The sequence below is a fragment of the Christiangramia portivictoriae DSM 23547 genome (assembly GCF_000423045.1).
In the GTDB taxonomy this organism is placed as follows: domain Bacteria; phylum Bacteroidota; class Bacteroidia; order Flavobacteriales; family Flavobacteriaceae; genus Christiangramia; species Christiangramia portivictoriae.
Window position 1 is genome coordinate 90337 of record NZ_KE383971.1, and the last position, 13493, is coordinate 103829.

Here is a 13493-nt window from a genome sequence, read left to right on the forward strand (position 1 = left end):
ACTAAAGAAATGTCAAGAATAGGTAAAAATCCAATTACAATTCCAGAAGGTGTGACAGTAGAGCACAAAGACGGTCTTGTAACGGTAAAAGGAAAATTAGGAGAGCTTAAGCAGCAGGTGCAGGATATCGATGTGAAAATCGAAGATAATGTAATTACTTTTGAGCGTACTTCTGATAAAAGTGATCAAAAAGCAAAACACGGTCTTTACCGTGCTTTGGTTAATAATATGATTGAAGGTGTATCTAATGGATTCACTAAATCACTTGAACTCGTTGGTGTTGGTTACAGAGCTAGCAATCAGGGGAATAAGTTAGATTTGGCTGTTGGATATTCTCATAATATTGTACTAGATTTGGCTCCCGAAATTAGCGTGGAGACCATTTCAGAAAAAGGTAAGAACCCTATCGTTAAGCTTACTTCTCATGACAAGCAACTTGTTGGACAGGTAGCTGCGAAGATCCGATCAATGAGAAAGCCTGAACCTTACAAAGGAAAAGGTATCAAATTTGTTGGTGAGCAATTGAGAAGAAAAGCAGGTAAATCAGCATAATAAAGATAGTTATGGCAGTGTCAAAACAAGATAGAAGAAATAAAATTAGAAAACGTATCCGTAAGGATATAGTTGGAACAACAAGCCGTCCTAGATTATCTGTATTCAGAAGCAATAAAGAAATTTATGCTCAGATTATCGATGACGTTGAAGGTAAAACTTTAGCTTCAGCATCTTCAAGAGATAAAGATATCGTGTCTGCATCTGCAGATAGAAAAGAGCAGGCTCAAATGGTTGGAAAAGCCATTGCTGAGAAAGCGAAAAGTGCTGGTATCGATACAATCTCTTTCGATAGAGGTGGATATCTATATCACGGTAGAGTTAAATCATTAGCAGAAGGTGCTCGAGAAGGAGGACTTAAATTCTAGAAAATATGTATCAAGATTATAAAAACGTAGAACATGTAAAACCAGGAGGTCTTGAATTGAAGGATCGTTTGGTTGGAGTACAACGTGTTACTAAGGTTACAAAAGGTGGTAGAGCCTTTGGATTCTCTGCTATTGTAGTAGTAGGAGATGAGAATGGTGTAGTTGGTCAGGGACTTGGAAAATCCAAAGAAGTGGCAGATGCTATCTCTAAGGCTGTAGAAGACGCTAAGAAAAATCTGGTACGCATCCCTTTACATAAAGGAACATTACCTCACGAACAAAAAGGTAAGTATGGTGGAGCAAGAGTTATGCTTCTTCCAGCTGCCGCTGGTACCGGGATTATTGCCGGTGGGGCGATTCGTGCGGTACTTGAGTCTGTAGGTGTGCATGATGTACTTTCTAAGAATCAGGGATCTTCGAACCCACACAACGTTGTAAAAGCTACTTTCGATGCTTTGCTTCAATTAAGAAGTGCTGAAACTGTTGCAAAACAGAGAGGTGTTTCTTTGGAAAAAGTATTTAAAGGATAAAATCAAGGAAAAAGATGGGAAAGATAAAAGTCACTAAAAGGAAAAGTGCTATTAACCGCACGAAAAATCAGAAGCTTGTTCTTGAGTCATTAGGACTTAAGAAGATCGGGCAGACGGTGGAACATGACGATACGCCAAATATCCTTGGTATGGTAAATAAAGTTAAACACTTAGTTTCTGTTGAAGAAACGAAATAATAATCTCTCATGGATTTAAGTAACTTAAAACCTGCAGAAGGTTCAGTTAGAAAGAATAGCAAGCGAATTGGTCGTGGTGAAGGATCTGGTAAAGGTGGAACTGCTACCAGAGGTCACAAAGGAGCCAAGTCTCGTTCTGGTTATTCGAAAAAGATCGGATTTGAAGGAGGGCAGATGCCACTTCAAAGACGTGTGCCTAAATTTGGGTTCACAAACAGAAATCGTAAGGTTTACCAGGGTATTAACCTGGATACTCTTCAAACTCTGGTTGATGAAGGAAGAATTAAGGATACAGTTGATATGGACGTGCTTGCGGAAAACGGCCTTGCCGGTAGAAACGAGCTTGTTAAGATATTAGGTAGAGGTGAATTAAAGGCAAAGTTGAAAATATCTGTTCATAAATTTACGGCCTCAGCGAAAGAAGCTATCGAAGCTGCCGGAGGTGAAGTTGTTACTTTATAATAGATATTCAAATGAAATTCATCAATACGATTCAAAATATTTGGAAAATCGAGGAGCTAAAAAATAGAATTTTAGTTACCCTCGGTTTGCTTTTGGTATATCGTTTCGGGGCGCAGGTAGTGCTTCCCGGAATCGATGCCGCTCAGCTTTCGAGCCTGGCTAACCAGACAGATAGTGGTTTATTAGGTTTACTGAACGCATTTACAGGTGGTGCATTTTCGAATGCTTCTGTTTTCGCCTTAGGGATCATGCCGTATATCTCCGCTTCTATTGTGGTGCAGTTAATGGGAATAGCCATTCCTTATCTGCAAAAGCTTCAGAAAGAAGGTGAGAGTGGACGTAAAAAGATCAATCAAATCACTAGATGGTTAACCATCGCTATCACATTGGTTCAAGGGCCAGGTTACATTTACAACCTGTTTGCTACCCTTCCTGGGGAGGCATTTTTACTGGGAGATAACTTGACATTTGTTATTTCTTCTGTAATTATTCTTACTACAGGAACCATTTTTGCTATGTGGCTAGGTGAGAAGATCACAGATAAAGGTATCGGTAATGGTATTTCATTGTTGATAATGGTGGGTATCATCGCTACGTTACCACAGGCTTTCATTCAGGAATTCGCTTCCAGGGTATTTGAGTCCAATGGTGGAATGGTAATGATATTGATCGAACTAGTTATCTGGTTTGCGATTATTATGGCTTCTGTTATGCTAGTTATGGCAGTTCGCCAGATACCGGTGCAGTATGCAAGGAGATCTGCGTCTGGTGGTTACGAGAAAAATGTTTTTGGATCCAGACAGTATATTCCTTTAAAATTGAATGCCTCTGGTGTGATGCCAATTATTTTCGCTCAGGCAATCATGTTTATTCCTGTAGCACTTGCGGGTCTTTCAGATTCCGACACTGCTCAGGGTGTAACAGCAGCTTTTCAGAACATATTTGGTTTCTGGTATAATCTTGTGTTCGCTTTATTGATTATCGTGTTCACATACTTCTATACAGCGATTACAGTGCCAACTAATAAAATGGCAGATGATCTTAAGCGAAGTGGTGGATTTATTCCCGGGATTCGTCCAGGAACAGAAACTGCCGAGTACTTAGATAGGATCATGTCTCAAATTACGCTTCCTGGATCTATTTTCCTGGCTCTTATTGCGGTGTTCCCTGCAATAGTTTTCTCTTTGCTGGGTGTACAGCAAAGTTGGGCGTTGTTCTTCGGAGGGACTTCCCTTCTGATTATGGTTGGAGTTGCAATAGATACTATGCAGCAGGTAAATTCTTATCTACTGAATAGACACTATGACGGATTAATGAAAACAGGTAAAAACAGAAAAGCAGTAGCTTAATTATGGCAAAGCAGGCAGCGATTGAACAAGACGGAACCATCATTGAAGCATTGTCCAATGCAATGTTTCGAGTGGAATTAGAAAATGGTCACGTAGTGACTGCACATATCTCCGGTAAGATGCGTATGCATTACATTAAATTACTTCCTGGAGATAAGGTGAAACTGGAAATGAGTCCTTACGATTTAACTAAGGCTCGAATAACTTACAGATACTAAAAAGTAATTTTCAGCCTTTTATAAATTTTTTATACTTTTGCACTCTGAAAAATTTATGACGGCTAAAATTTCACTAAAAGGATAATTCCTTGTAAGTGAATTAAAAAGAGATAAGATGAAAGTTAGAGCATCAATAAAAAAGAGAAGTGCCGACTGCAAGATTGTTCGCAGAAAAGGGCGCCTTTATGTTATTAACAAAAAGAATCCTAGATTTAAACAAAGACAAGGCTAATTATGGCAAGAATTGCAGGGGTAGATATACCTAAACAAAAGCGAGGAGTTATAGCGTTGACCTATATCTTCGGAATTGGCAGAAGCAGGGCTCAGGAGATACTTGCACAAGCTAACGTAGACGAGAGTAAGAAAGTTTCTGAATGGGACGATGATGAAATCGGTAAAATTCGTGAAGCCGTTGGTCAGTTTACAATCGAAGGTGAGTTGCGTACTGAGGTTCAAATGAGCATCAAGCGTCTTATGGACATTGGTTGTTACAGAGGAATTCGTCACAGAGCTGGTTTACCTTTAAGAGGACAGCGTACTAAGAATAACTCGAGAACCAGAAAAGGTAGAAGAAAAACAGTTGCTAACAAGAAAAAAGCAACTAAATAGTAATTAGTATGGCAAAGAAGACAAATCAAAAGGCCGGTAAGACTCAGAAGAAACGTAAAGTAATCGTTGAATCCAACGGTGAAGCACACGTGACCGCTTCTTTCAACAACATCATAATTTCCCTTACCAACAAAAAGGGTGATGTTGTAGCGTGGTCATCTGCTGGTAAGATGGGCTTTAGAGGATCTAAGAAAAATACTCCTTATGCTGCGCAGTTAGCTGCTGAAGACGCTTCGAAAGTAGCGCATGAAGCTGGTATGCGTAAAGTTAAGGTTTATGTGAAAGGTCCTGGAAATGGTAGAGAGTCTGCGATTAGAGCAGTACACAACAGTGGTATCGAGGTTACTGAAATCATCGACATCACTCCACTTCCACATAATGGATGTCGTCCTCCTAAGAGACGTAGAGTTTAATAAAATTTAATCATAGAGAAGGATTAAGATTATCGAAGGACTTATGCCTTAATTCATAATCCCTTTTCAAAACCACATTAGTAATGGCAAGATATACAGGTCCAAAAACTAAAATAGCCCGTAAGTTCGGTGAAGCTATTTTTGGTGACGACAAATCTTTCGAAAAAAGAAATTATCCTCCAGGACAACACGGTAACAACCGTCGTCGAGGAAAGAAATCGGAATACGCTATCCAGTTGATGGAAAAGCAAAAAGCTAAGTATACATATGGTATTCTGGAGCGTCAATTCCGTAATATGTTTGAAAAAGCAACCAGAGCACAGGGTATTACCGGTGAGGTTCTTCTTCAACTTTGTGAGTCTCGTTTAGATAACGTAGTGTACCGTATGGGTGTAGCACCTTCAAGAAGAGCTGCTCGTCAGTTAGTTGGACACCGTCACATCACAGTAAACGGAGAACTTGTAAATATTCCATCTTACCACCTTAAAGCCGGAGATGTTGTTGGTGTAAGAGAAAAATCTAAATCACTTGGTGTAATTCAGGAGTCATTATCTAACAGTAGTAATGTTTACGAATGGCTTTCATGGAATTCTGAAAAGAAAGAAGGTACTTTCGTATCTGTCCCTGGAAGAGTTCAAATTCCTGAAAACATCAACGAGCAATTTATAGTCGAATTATATTCGAAATAATAATTCATCATACAGAAGTCGAAATATGGCAATACTAAATTTTCAGAAGCCCGATAAAGTTATAATGATTGATTCAACAGATTTCGAAGGGAAATTTGAATTTCGCCCTTTGGAACCTGGATATGGATTGACTGTTGGTAACGCTTTAAGACGAGTGCTTTTATCTTCTTTGGAAGGTTTCGCGATCACTTCAGTAAGAATTGAAGGTGTTGATCATGAATTCTCTACCATCGCAGGTGTAGTGGAAGATGTAACTGAGATCATTTTGAATTTAAAACAAGTTAGATTCAAAAGACAGATCGATGAGATCGATAATGAATCAGTAACAATTTCAGTTTCCGGAGAAGAGCAATTAACTGCCGGTCACTTCCAGAAATTTATCTCAGGTTTTCAAATTTTAAATCCAGATCAGGTAATCTGTCATATGGATAAAAAAGTGAACCTGAACATGGAAGTTACTATTGAAAAGGGTAGAGGTTACGTTCCGGCAGAAGAAAACAAAAAGGCCAATGCACCGCTAGGTACAATTTTCGTTGATTCTATTTACACTCCTATAAAGAATGTTAAGTATAGTATCGAAAATTACCGTGTGGAGCAGAAGACTGACTATGAGAAGCTGGTATTCGAAATCATTAGTGATGGTTCCATTCATCCTAAAGACGCTTTAACTGAAGCTGCAAAAACACTTATTCACCACTTTATGTTATTCTCTGATGAGAGAATCACTCTGGAAGCTGATGAAATTGCACAGACTGAAACTTATGATGAGGAAAGTCTTCACATGAGACAACTGCTTAAAACAAAACTGGTCGATCTTGACCTGTCTGTTAGAGCACTGAATTGTCTGAAAGCTGCGGAAGTCGATACTTTGGGAGATCTTGTTTCTTACAATAAGAATGACCTTATGAAGTTTAGAAATTTCGGAAAGAAATCCTTAACTGAATTAGAAGAGCTTGTAAGTAATAAAGGTTTGAACTTTGGAATGGATCTTTCGAAATACAAACTAGATAAAGACTAATATAAAGGCGAGATCTCTCGCCTTTCATTTATAATTAAAATCTGTCATATTTTGCTCCCCATAAAGGGTTGTAGCAAGATGGCAAAAGATAAAAAGTCATGAGACACGGAAAAAAAACAAATCATTTAGGTAGAAAAACTGCTCATCGTAAAGCGATGCTTGCGAATATGGCATGTTCCCTAATTGAACACAAGCGCATCAACACTACAGTAGCTAAAGCGAAAGCTTTGAAAGTATTTGTTGAGCCTCTAGTAACTAAATCTAAGGCTGATACTACTCATAACAGACGTATTGTTTTTAGTAAGTTAAGAAGCAAGGAAGCGGTTAGCGAACTTTTTCGCGAGGTAGCTCCTAAAGTTGGTGATCGTCCAGGTGGTTACACAAGAGTGATTAAACTTGGGAGTCGTCTTGGCGATGCTGCTGAAATGGCACTTGTGGAATTAGTTGATTTCAACGAGACTTACAATGTAGGTGGTGATAAGCCTAAGAAGAAGAAGTCTACTCGTAGAGCAGGTAAGAAGAAAGCTGATGAAACTACAGCTCAACCTGAAGCAACGAAAACTGAATCTAAAAAAGAAGAGTCTAAAGCTGAAGAGCCAAAGACTGATACTAAAGAAGACAAAAAAGAGGAATAGAAATGAATCTTTTCAACTTCTAATTTTTAAAAAGGATAAGCTTTCAGAGTTTATCCTTTTTTTATATCCATACGATAATTGTTTAATTTTATTGCCACAATAACACAACTATGAAATATCAGGCGAAAAGAAAAGCGATCATTTTACTCGAAGATGGAACGATCTTCTACGGAAAGGCAGTAGGTAATGCAGAGGGTGAAGCCTCTGGCGAAGTTTGTTTCAATACAGGAATGACTGGTTACCAGGAAATCTTTACAGATCCATCTTATTACGGACAGCTCATGGTTACCACCAATGCACACATTGGAAATTATGGAACCAGTCAGGATGAGAATGAATCTAATGGAGCAAAGATCGCCGGTTTGATTTGTAAGAACTTCAGCTATGTACAAACCAGACCTTCAGCAGATCAAACTTTACAGGAATTTTTAGACTCTAATAGCATTTTCGCGATTTCAGATGTAGATACTCGGGCTCTTGTAACTTATATTCGAGAGAATGGAGCCATGAACGCGATTATATCTACAGACGTGGATAACGTGGAATCTCTTCAGAAAAAATTAAAAGAGGTGCCGAATATGAATGGCCTGGAACTAGCATCAAAAGTTTCAACCAAAAAGGCTTATTATTACGGTGACGAAAGTTCAGATTTGAAAATTGCTGCTCTGGATGTTGGAATTAAAACGAACATTCTACGTCATCTTGCTCAGAGAGGGGCTTATATTAAGATATTTCCTTACGATGCCAGTTACGAGGATATGAAATCCTGGAATCCAGATGGTTACTTTCTTTCGAACGGTCCTGGTGATCCTCAGCCACTGGAGAATGCCATTAGTGTAACAAAACAGATCATTGAGAATGATCATCCTTTATTCGGAATTTGTTTGGGTCACCAGATCATTGCACTAGCCAATGGAATTGATACCTACAAAATGCATCATGGTCACCGCGGAATTAATCATCCGGTTAAGAATATGATCACTGGTAAAGGAGAGATCACTTCACAGAATCATGGTTTTTCAGTAGATAAAGCTCAAACTGAAGCTCATGAGGATGTCGAGGTAACTCATGTTTGCCTGAACGATCAAACTCTTGGTGGATTGGCTATGAAATCTAAGAATGTGTTCTCTGTGCAGTACCATCCGGAAGCTGGACCAGGTCCACATGACGCCAGTTATCTTTTTGATGAGTTTATTGATAGAATCAAACAAAAGCAATCAGCATAATAAAAAAGCCGGAGTTTAAACTCCGGCTTTTTTATTACTCTTAGGTCTAAATAAAATTTGTTTAAATAGAATTTAATTCTAGTTTTGGGAACCAAATCCAAAGAATGAAATATTTACTTACGCTATCTGCAATTCTAGTTTCTGCAACTCTATTTTCTCAGATTCAATTTGAAAAAGGCTATTACCTAACCAACACTGGTGAAAAAATTAACTGTTTTATTAAAAATTCTGATTGGAATTATACCCCTGAAAGTTTTGAGTATAGATTAGCACAGGATGCAGATTCGAAAACTGCAAATCTGAACGAAGTCCAGGAATTTAGAGTAAATGATTTTTTCTTTATCAGAAAACCTGTAGAAATCGAGATTTCTTCAGATAAAACCAGTGAACTTAGCACTGAAAGAAAACCACAATTTTCAAAGAATGAAGTTTTTCTAAGATTACTCGTAGATGGTGAGGTCAAATTATATGAGCATAATTCCAGGACCAAAGCTAATTACTTTTATAGTGTGTACGAAGGAGGGGTAGAACCTTTGATTTTTAAAAAATATCAGGTCAACGGCAAAATCAAAGAGAATGGAAGGTTCAGGCAACAATTGGCTTCAGATCTTCAATGCACTAATCGAAATTTTCAGGTGAGTTCCATCTCTTATAATCGTAGAGATTTGATATCCCATATCCAGAAAGTAAATGAATGCCTGGGATCAAATTCAGAGATCTATTTAAATAGAGATAAAAAATCAAAACTAGTGGTATACCCCGTTATAGGTGTGGGATATGCAAACTTAGAAGTAGATAAAGGCCTTGGTGCGAAAGGCACTAGTTTGAGTAGTCTGGAGTATAGTGCTGGTTTAGAATTGGAGTATATTTTCAATTTTAATAAGTATAAATGGTCGGCATCTATCGAATCAATTTATCGAAAATTTCAGGCTGAGCAATCGATTGAGAATGCCGGCTACCAATCTGATTTGAATGTAGATTACCAATCAATCTCTACATTTTTAGCAGTCAGACATTATTTCTATCTAAGTGAGAATTCAAAAATCTTCGCTCATACTGGGCCTGTCGTCGATATTCCTCTCAATTCTGAAATTTTATATGCCAATACTGGTAGAGCTATAGATCCCGTATTAAATGACCTGGATGTCAATTTTGGTTTTGGTGTTGGAGTAGGTTACGCATTCGCTGATAAAGTAAGATTGAGTGTCGATTACAATTCAAAAAATATCACTGGAGAAAAGTTTGTAGAAGCCAACTACGATCTGGATTGGAGAAGTTCGTATTCAAGTTTTAGTTTGAAAATTGAATACGCAATTTTTTAGTTTTACAAATACTCTAGATCATCAGACGTGTTTCCCATGTTCAAAAAAATAGTTCTAATAAGTTTTGGAGTCTTTATATGTAATTATAGCTACTCTCAATCAACCGAAAATCAGTTTTCTTTGAATATTTTAATGCCTTCAGCAGAATATGAGCTGGCACTAGGTCAAAATACCAGTCTTGACACCAGTCTTGGACTGGGCTTTGCATATCATTATTCAGATTTCAGTGATGAAAGTGAGTACGGAGTCTATCCGAATCTGAAGGCTCAATACCGCTGGTATTATAACTTTGCCAAGAGACTTGATAAGGGTAAAAAGGTGTCTGAGAATAGTGGGAATTATGTAGCGGGTGTGGTACTGCTGTCCAGTGGAGAGCCTCTTTTTGGAGACATGGAATTGCGGAATGATTTGTCTGGGTTCGTTGGGCCTGCCTGGGGATTGCAACGTGTTTATAATAGTAATTTTAAATTAAATCTTAACCTGGGAATAGGATATGGTTTCAATGATCATGGGGATGGCTATGTTTCTCCGCTACTGGACCTTCAGCTAGGATTCAAACTAGGAAAATATTTGAATTAAGAGTTTAAAATTTCACCCTCGCTGAATTTTCCTATTTTACTTTTATTGCATTCCGAAGCTATAACGTCGAAAACGTTTTAGTAGATTTCCTGTTATAAATGCTTTAAAACTAGCCTTCTCAGTCGGAATTTTGGCACTGTATTCGTATCTTGCCTGTAATTCATATAAAAACAAAAAATAGATTATGAGCGCAATTTTAGATATACATGCACGTCAAATATTTGACTCCAGAGGAAATCCAACCGTAGAAGTAGATGTTTACACAGAAAATGGAATTTTAGGAAGGGCTGCAGTTCCTTCCGGAGCATCTACTGGAGAGCACGAAGCGGTTGAACTCAGGGACGGAGGAAATGATTTCATGGGAAAAGGGGTATCTAAAGCGATCGAAAATGTAAACGATGTGATTGCACAAAAGCTTCTGGGTTTTTCTGTATTTGAACAAAATCTTATCGACCAGACTATGAGGGATCTTGATGGGACTCCAAACAAGTCAAAACTGGGTGCTAATGCTATTCTGGGCGTATCTCTTGCTGTTGCCAAGGCAGCGGCGAATGAGCTTAATATGCCGTTATACAGATATATTGGAGGTGTTAGTGCTAATACGCTACCAGTACCTATGATGAATATCATCAATGGAGGTTCTCACAGTGATGCTCCTATCGCATTTCAGGAATTTATGATCATGCCCGTAATGGCCGAGAGTTTTTCTCATGCTTTAAAAACTGGAACAGAGATATTTCATAATCTTAAAAAAGTACTTCATGATCGCGGATTGAGTACCGCAGTAGGTGATGAAGGTGGGTTTGCACCAACTCTTGATGGAACTGAAGATGCACTTGATACGATACTAAAAGCCATTAAGCAGGCTGGATACGAACCAGGGAAGGATGTGATGATCGCACTCGATTGTGCAGCTGCTGAATTTTATGTGGATGGTAAGTACGATTACACCAAATTTGAAGGAGACAAAGGAAAGATTCGAACCAGTGAGGAGCAGGCTGAATATCTTGCTGAATTAGCATCCAAGTATCCAATTATTTCTATTGAAGATGGGATGGATGAGAACGACTGGGAAGGTTGGAAGGCTGTTACCGATAAAATTGGTGATAAAGTCCAGCTAGTTGGTGATGATCTGTTCGTAACAAATGTTGAGCGCCTTGGAAGAGGAATCAAAGAAAATATCGCCAACTCGATACTGATCAAAGTAAACCAGATTGGTACTTTGACTGAGACGATTGCTGCTGTAAATATGGCTCACAATGCGGGCTATACATCTGTAATGTCACATCGCTCAGGAGAAACTGAAGACAATACCATAGCAGACCTTGCAGTAGCACTAAATACCGGACAGATCAAAACCGGTTCTGCTTCAAGAAGTGATAGAATGGCCAAATACAACCAATTACTCAGAATAGAGGAAGAATTGGGAGATGTTGCTTACTATCCTCAGGATAAAGCTTTTAAAATAAAATAGTCAAAAACTAGAATTTTTAGAAGCCTCTTCAATTTGAAGAGGCTTTTTTTGTTTAAGAGATAGTATATTAACAATCATTTAATTAAAAGAATACTTGAATAATCAATAGAATCCTTAATTTCAATCAAATAACCAACCTAACTATTGAAATCTAGATTTTTATTTGTCGCTGCCGAGAATGATGCCATACCCCGTTGTAAAGCTGGAGGAATGGGAGATGTGGTAAGGGACGTACCAAGGCAGATCGCTGCCAGAGGAGATGAAGCCATCGTGATCACACCTTCTTATTCCAGAATTCACCTTCAGGATAGCCAACGCATTAGTGAAATTAAATTTACATTCAGAGGGGTGCCTCACACGGGAGAGCTTTACGAAGTCCAGGGCAAAAAGGAAATAGAAGGGATTCGACATTTTGTCATTCATCATCATGATATTAAGGCCGGGGATATTGCGCATATCTATTTTAACGATGCAGATCAGCCGTTTTTTACAGATGCGAACATCTTTTCGTTATTCTGCTCTGCCGTAGCGGCTACGATTAAGGCTGGTATTTTTGGTGAAATCAATGTAGTACATCTTCATGACTGGCATACAAGCATGTTATTGTTCCTAAGGGAATTCGATCCTGAATATGAGCTTCTGAAGAGTATTCATTTTGTTTATTCAATTCACAACCTGGCTATACAGGGAATTCGACCTTTTAGCAATAATTATTCTTCGGTGGATGCGTTTTTTCCGAATGTTCCGTATGATTATGAAGTATTACAGGATAGAAGGTACCCGGACTGTATAAACCTCATGGCTGTTGGAATCAGGCTGGCTGATGCCGTACATACGGTCTCGCCTTCTTATATGGAGGATATTCAGAAGCCAAGTGATCCGCCTCACTTTATCGGGGGAGAAGGTTTGGAAGAAGATCTTAGAAACGCAAATAAGGAAAACAGGCTTTTTGGAATCCTAAACGGTGCGAATTACACAGATATTAATTCAGTCGAAAAAGGCATTCTTTTCAGGCAATGTATAAGGCGACTTTTTCGATGGTTACAGGAGGAGAATAAGGATTATAAATCGCATTATCTGGCTCATACTGGTGAAAAACTTACACGCTGGCAGCAAAAACAGCCAGATTTTATTTGTTGCAGTGTAGCCCGGTTAACTGAACAGAAATTCTTTTTCTTCAGGGAGAACCCAGATCTTTTACCAGCTCTTATGAAAAAACTGGAAGAGGTGAACGGAATTTATCTTTTACTTGGAACAGGAGCACCTGAATATGAAACAATTTTTAGAGAAGCCAGCTACAAATACAAGAACCTGATCTTTATCAATGCCCAGTCTGAAAGTGTGATCGATATGCTTTACCAGGAGTCTGACCTCTACCTAATGCCAAGTCAGTTTGAGCCATGTGGGATTAGCCAGATGCTGGCTATGAGAAATGGTCAGCCCTGCCTCGTTCACAATACCGGAGGTTTGAAAGACACTGTTGTTCACGGTAAAACAGGTTTTAGCTTTGATGGCAACACCACTGAAGAGAAAACGGCTGACTTTTTAAAGCAGTTTTCCAATGCGGTGGATCTTTTCTTTCAGAATAAGAAGGAATGGAAAAAGATCAGGGAGAATGCTAAAAAGCAGCGCTTCACCTGGAATAAATCTGTAGATGCGTACTATGAGCTGTTGTATCGATATGACAAAGATCAGGTCAGTAATTTGCAATCTTAAAATAACTCCGGGATTAGCCGCTGTCGGTTAATTTTTTTCATATTGTTCCCGTAATTATTAAATAAGGCCAGACTTACCCTTTAGACTTAGTTAAAATTTGCGAAAACGGAATAAAATAGGCGTATTTCTGAAATTT

At 38.5% G+C, this 13493-nt stretch carries 18 protein-coding genes; all 18 read left to right on the forward strand.

All coding sequences use genetic code 11. The features are described 5' to 3' along the window. The first annotated feature begins 9 nt into the window (after positions 1–9). The 18 genes from rplF to G529_RS15695 all read left to right on the forward strand — a co-directional run bounded on the left by rplF (position 10) and on the right by G529_RS15695 (position 13357). Positions 10–552 (forward strand): 50S ribosomal protein L6, encoded by a 543-nt coding sequence (gene rplF / locus G529_RS0108715; RefSeq protein WP_026915160.1) that lies wholly within the window; start codon positions 10–12, stop codon positions 550–552. An 11-nt stretch (positions 553–563) separates the two neighbouring features. After that, entirely contained in the window at positions 564–920 is a 357-nt protein-coding gene (gene rplR, locus G529_RS0108720; RefSeq protein WP_026915161.1) for a 50S ribosomal protein L18, read from the forward strand. A gap of 5 nt (positions 921–925) precedes the next feature. Continuing rightward, the gene (gene rpsE / locus G529_RS0108725; protein WP_011710679.1) at positions 926–1450 is read left to right on the forward strand and encodes a 30S ribosomal protein S5; all 525 of its coding nucleotides are present in this window, start codon (positions 926–928) and stop codon (positions 1448–1450) included. 14 nt (positions 1451–1464) lie between these two features. Then, complete coding sequence (gene rpmD, locus G529_RS0108730; RefSeq protein WP_026915162.1) at positions 1465–1647, forward strand: 50S ribosomal protein L30; 183 nt, start codon at positions 1465–1467, stop codon at positions 1645–1647. Between the two features lie 9 nt (positions 1648–1656). After that, positions 1657–2109 (forward strand): 50S ribosomal protein L15, encoded by a 453-nt coding sequence (rplO, locus tag G529_RS0108735; RefSeq protein WP_026915163.1) that lies wholly within the window; start codon positions 1657–1659, stop codon positions 2107–2109. Between the two features lie 11 nt (positions 2110–2120). Further along, on the forward strand, positions 2121–3458 hold the full coding sequence (gene secY, locus G529_RS0108740) for a preprotein translocase subunit SecY (RefSeq protein WP_026915164.1): 1338 nt from the start codon (positions 2121–2123) through the stop codon (positions 3456–3458). A gap of 2 nt (positions 3459–3460) precedes the next feature. Beyond that, positions 3461–3676, forward strand: coding sequence for a translation initiation factor IF-1 (gene infA, locus G529_RS0108745; protein ID WP_011710675.1), 216 nt, complete (start codon positions 3461–3463; stop codon positions 3674–3676). Positions 3677–3791: 115 nt separating this feature from the next. Beyond that, the gene (ykgO, locus tag G529_RS16380) at positions 3792–3908 is read left to right on the forward strand and encodes a type B 50S ribosomal protein L36 (protein ID WP_010519235.1); all 117 of its coding nucleotides are present in this window, start codon (positions 3792–3794) and stop codon (positions 3906–3908) included. A gap of 2 nt (positions 3909–3910) precedes the next feature. Continuing rightward, complete coding sequence (rpsM, locus tag G529_RS0108750) at positions 3911–4285, forward strand: 30S ribosomal protein S13 (protein WP_026915165.1); 375 nt, start codon at positions 3911–3913, stop codon at positions 4283–4285. A gap of 8 nt (positions 4286–4293) precedes the next feature. Continuing rightward, positions 4294–4698 (forward strand): 30S ribosomal protein S11, encoded by a 405-nt coding sequence (rpsK, locus tag G529_RS0108755; RefSeq protein ID WP_026915166.1) that lies wholly within the window; start codon positions 4294–4296, stop codon positions 4696–4698. Between the two features lie 83 nt (positions 4699–4781). After that, positions 4782–5387: a 30S ribosomal protein S4 gene (rpsD, locus tag G529_RS0108760; RefSeq protein WP_026915167.1), complete on the forward strand. Its 606-nt coding sequence runs from the start codon at positions 4782–4784 to the stop codon at positions 5385–5387. 25 nt (positions 5388–5412) lie between these two features. Continuing rightward, positions 5413–6405: a DNA-directed RNA polymerase subunit alpha gene (locus G529_RS0108765; protein WP_026915168.1), complete on the forward strand. Its 993-nt coding sequence runs from the start codon at positions 5413–5415 to the stop codon at positions 6403–6405. A gap of 98 nt (positions 6406–6503) precedes the next feature. Next, positions 6504–7040 carry a 50S ribosomal protein L17 gene (rplQ, locus tag G529_RS0108770; protein WP_026915169.1) on the forward strand — a complete coding sequence of 179 codons (537 nt, stop codon included), beginning with the start codon at positions 6504–6506 and terminating at the stop codon, positions 7038–7040. A gap of 110 nt (positions 7041–7150) precedes the next feature. Then, entirely contained in the window at positions 7151–8266 is a 1116-nt protein-coding gene (gene carA / locus G529_RS0108775; protein WP_026915170.1) for a glutamine-hydrolyzing carbamoyl-phosphate synthase small subunit, read from the forward strand. Between the two features lie 104 nt (positions 8267–8370). Then, positions 8371–9588 (forward strand): hypothetical protein, encoded by a 1218-nt coding sequence (locus G529_RS0108780; RefSeq protein ID WP_026915171.1) that lies wholly within the window; start codon positions 8371–8373, stop codon positions 9586–9588. A 120-nt stretch (positions 9589–9708) separates the two neighbouring features. After that, positions 9709–10167 (forward strand): hypothetical protein, encoded by a 459-nt coding sequence (locus G529_RS16195; RefSeq protein WP_157514594.1) that lies wholly within the window; start codon positions 9709–9711, stop codon positions 10165–10167. Positions 10168–10351: 184 nt separating this feature from the next. Beyond that, positions 10352–11641, forward strand: a complete 1290-nt coding sequence (gene eno, locus G529_RS0108790; protein WP_026915172.1) for a phosphopyruvate hydratase — start codon at positions 10352–10354, stop codon at positions 11639–11641. Between the two features lie 144 nt (positions 11642–11785). Beyond that, positions 11786–13357 (forward strand): glycogen synthase, encoded by a 1572-nt coding sequence (locus G529_RS15695; RefSeq protein ID WP_035695875.1) that lies wholly within the window; start codon positions 11786–11788, stop codon positions 13355–13357. The last annotated feature ends 136 nt before the right edge of the window (positions 13358–13493 follow it).

What these genes read in the sequence shown, in the direction of transcription:
- rplF (WP_026915160.1), top strand. Translation starts at nt 10, where the DNA reads ATGTCAAGAATAGGTAAAAATCCAATTACAATTCCAGAAGGTGTGACA.
- rplR (WP_026915161.1), top strand. Translation starts at nt 564, where the DNA reads ATGGCAGTGTCAAAACAAGATAGAAGAAATAAAATTAGAAAACGTATC.
- rpsE (WP_011710679.1), top strand. Translation starts at nt 926, where the DNA reads ATGTATCAAGATTATAAAAACGTAGAACATGTAAAACCAGGAGGTCTT.
- rpmD (WP_026915162.1), top strand. Translation starts at nt 1,465, where the DNA reads ATGGGAAAGATAAAAGTCACTAAAAGGAAAAGTGCTATTAACCGCACG.
- rplO (WP_026915163.1), top strand. Translation starts at nt 1,657, where the DNA reads ATGGATTTAAGTAACTTAAAACCTGCAGAAGGTTCAGTTAGAAAGAAT.
- secY (WP_026915164.1), top strand. Translation starts at nt 2,121, where the DNA reads ATGAAATTCATCAATACGATTCAAAATATTTGGAAAATCGAGGAGCTA.
- infA (WP_011710675.1), top strand. Translation starts at nt 3,461, where the DNA reads ATGGCAAAGCAGGCAGCGATTGAACAAGACGGAACCATCATTGAAGCA.
- ykgO (WP_010519235.1), top strand. Translation starts at nt 3,792, where the DNA reads ATGAAAGTTAGAGCATCAATAAAAAAGAGAAGTGCCGACTGCAAGATT.
- rpsM (WP_026915165.1), top strand. Translation starts at nt 3,911, where the DNA reads ATGGCAAGAATTGCAGGGGTAGATATACCTAAACAAAAGCGAGGAGTT.
- rpsK (WP_026915166.1), top strand. Translation starts at nt 4,294, where the DNA reads ATGGCAAAGAAGACAAATCAAAAGGCCGGTAAGACTCAGAAGAAACGT.
- rpsD (WP_026915167.1), top strand. Translation starts at nt 4,782, where the DNA reads ATGGCAAGATATACAGGTCCAAAAACTAAAATAGCCCGTAAGTTCGGT.
- G529_RS0108765 (WP_026915168.1), top strand. Translation starts at nt 5,413, where the DNA reads ATGGCAATACTAAATTTTCAGAAGCCCGATAAAGTTATAATGATTGAT.
- rplQ (WP_026915169.1), top strand. Translation starts at nt 6,504, where the DNA reads ATGAGACACGGAAAAAAAACAAATCATTTAGGTAGAAAAACTGCTCAT.
- carA (WP_026915170.1), top strand. Translation starts at nt 7,151, where the DNA reads ATGAAATATCAGGCGAAAAGAAAAGCGATCATTTTACTCGAAGATGGA.
- G529_RS0108780 (WP_026915171.1), top strand. Translation starts at nt 8,371, where the DNA reads ATGAAATATTTACTTACGCTATCTGCAATTCTAGTTTCTGCAACTCTA.
- eno (WP_026915172.1), top strand. Translation starts at nt 10,352, where the DNA reads ATGAGCGCAATTTTAGATATACATGCACGTCAAATATTTGACTCCAGA.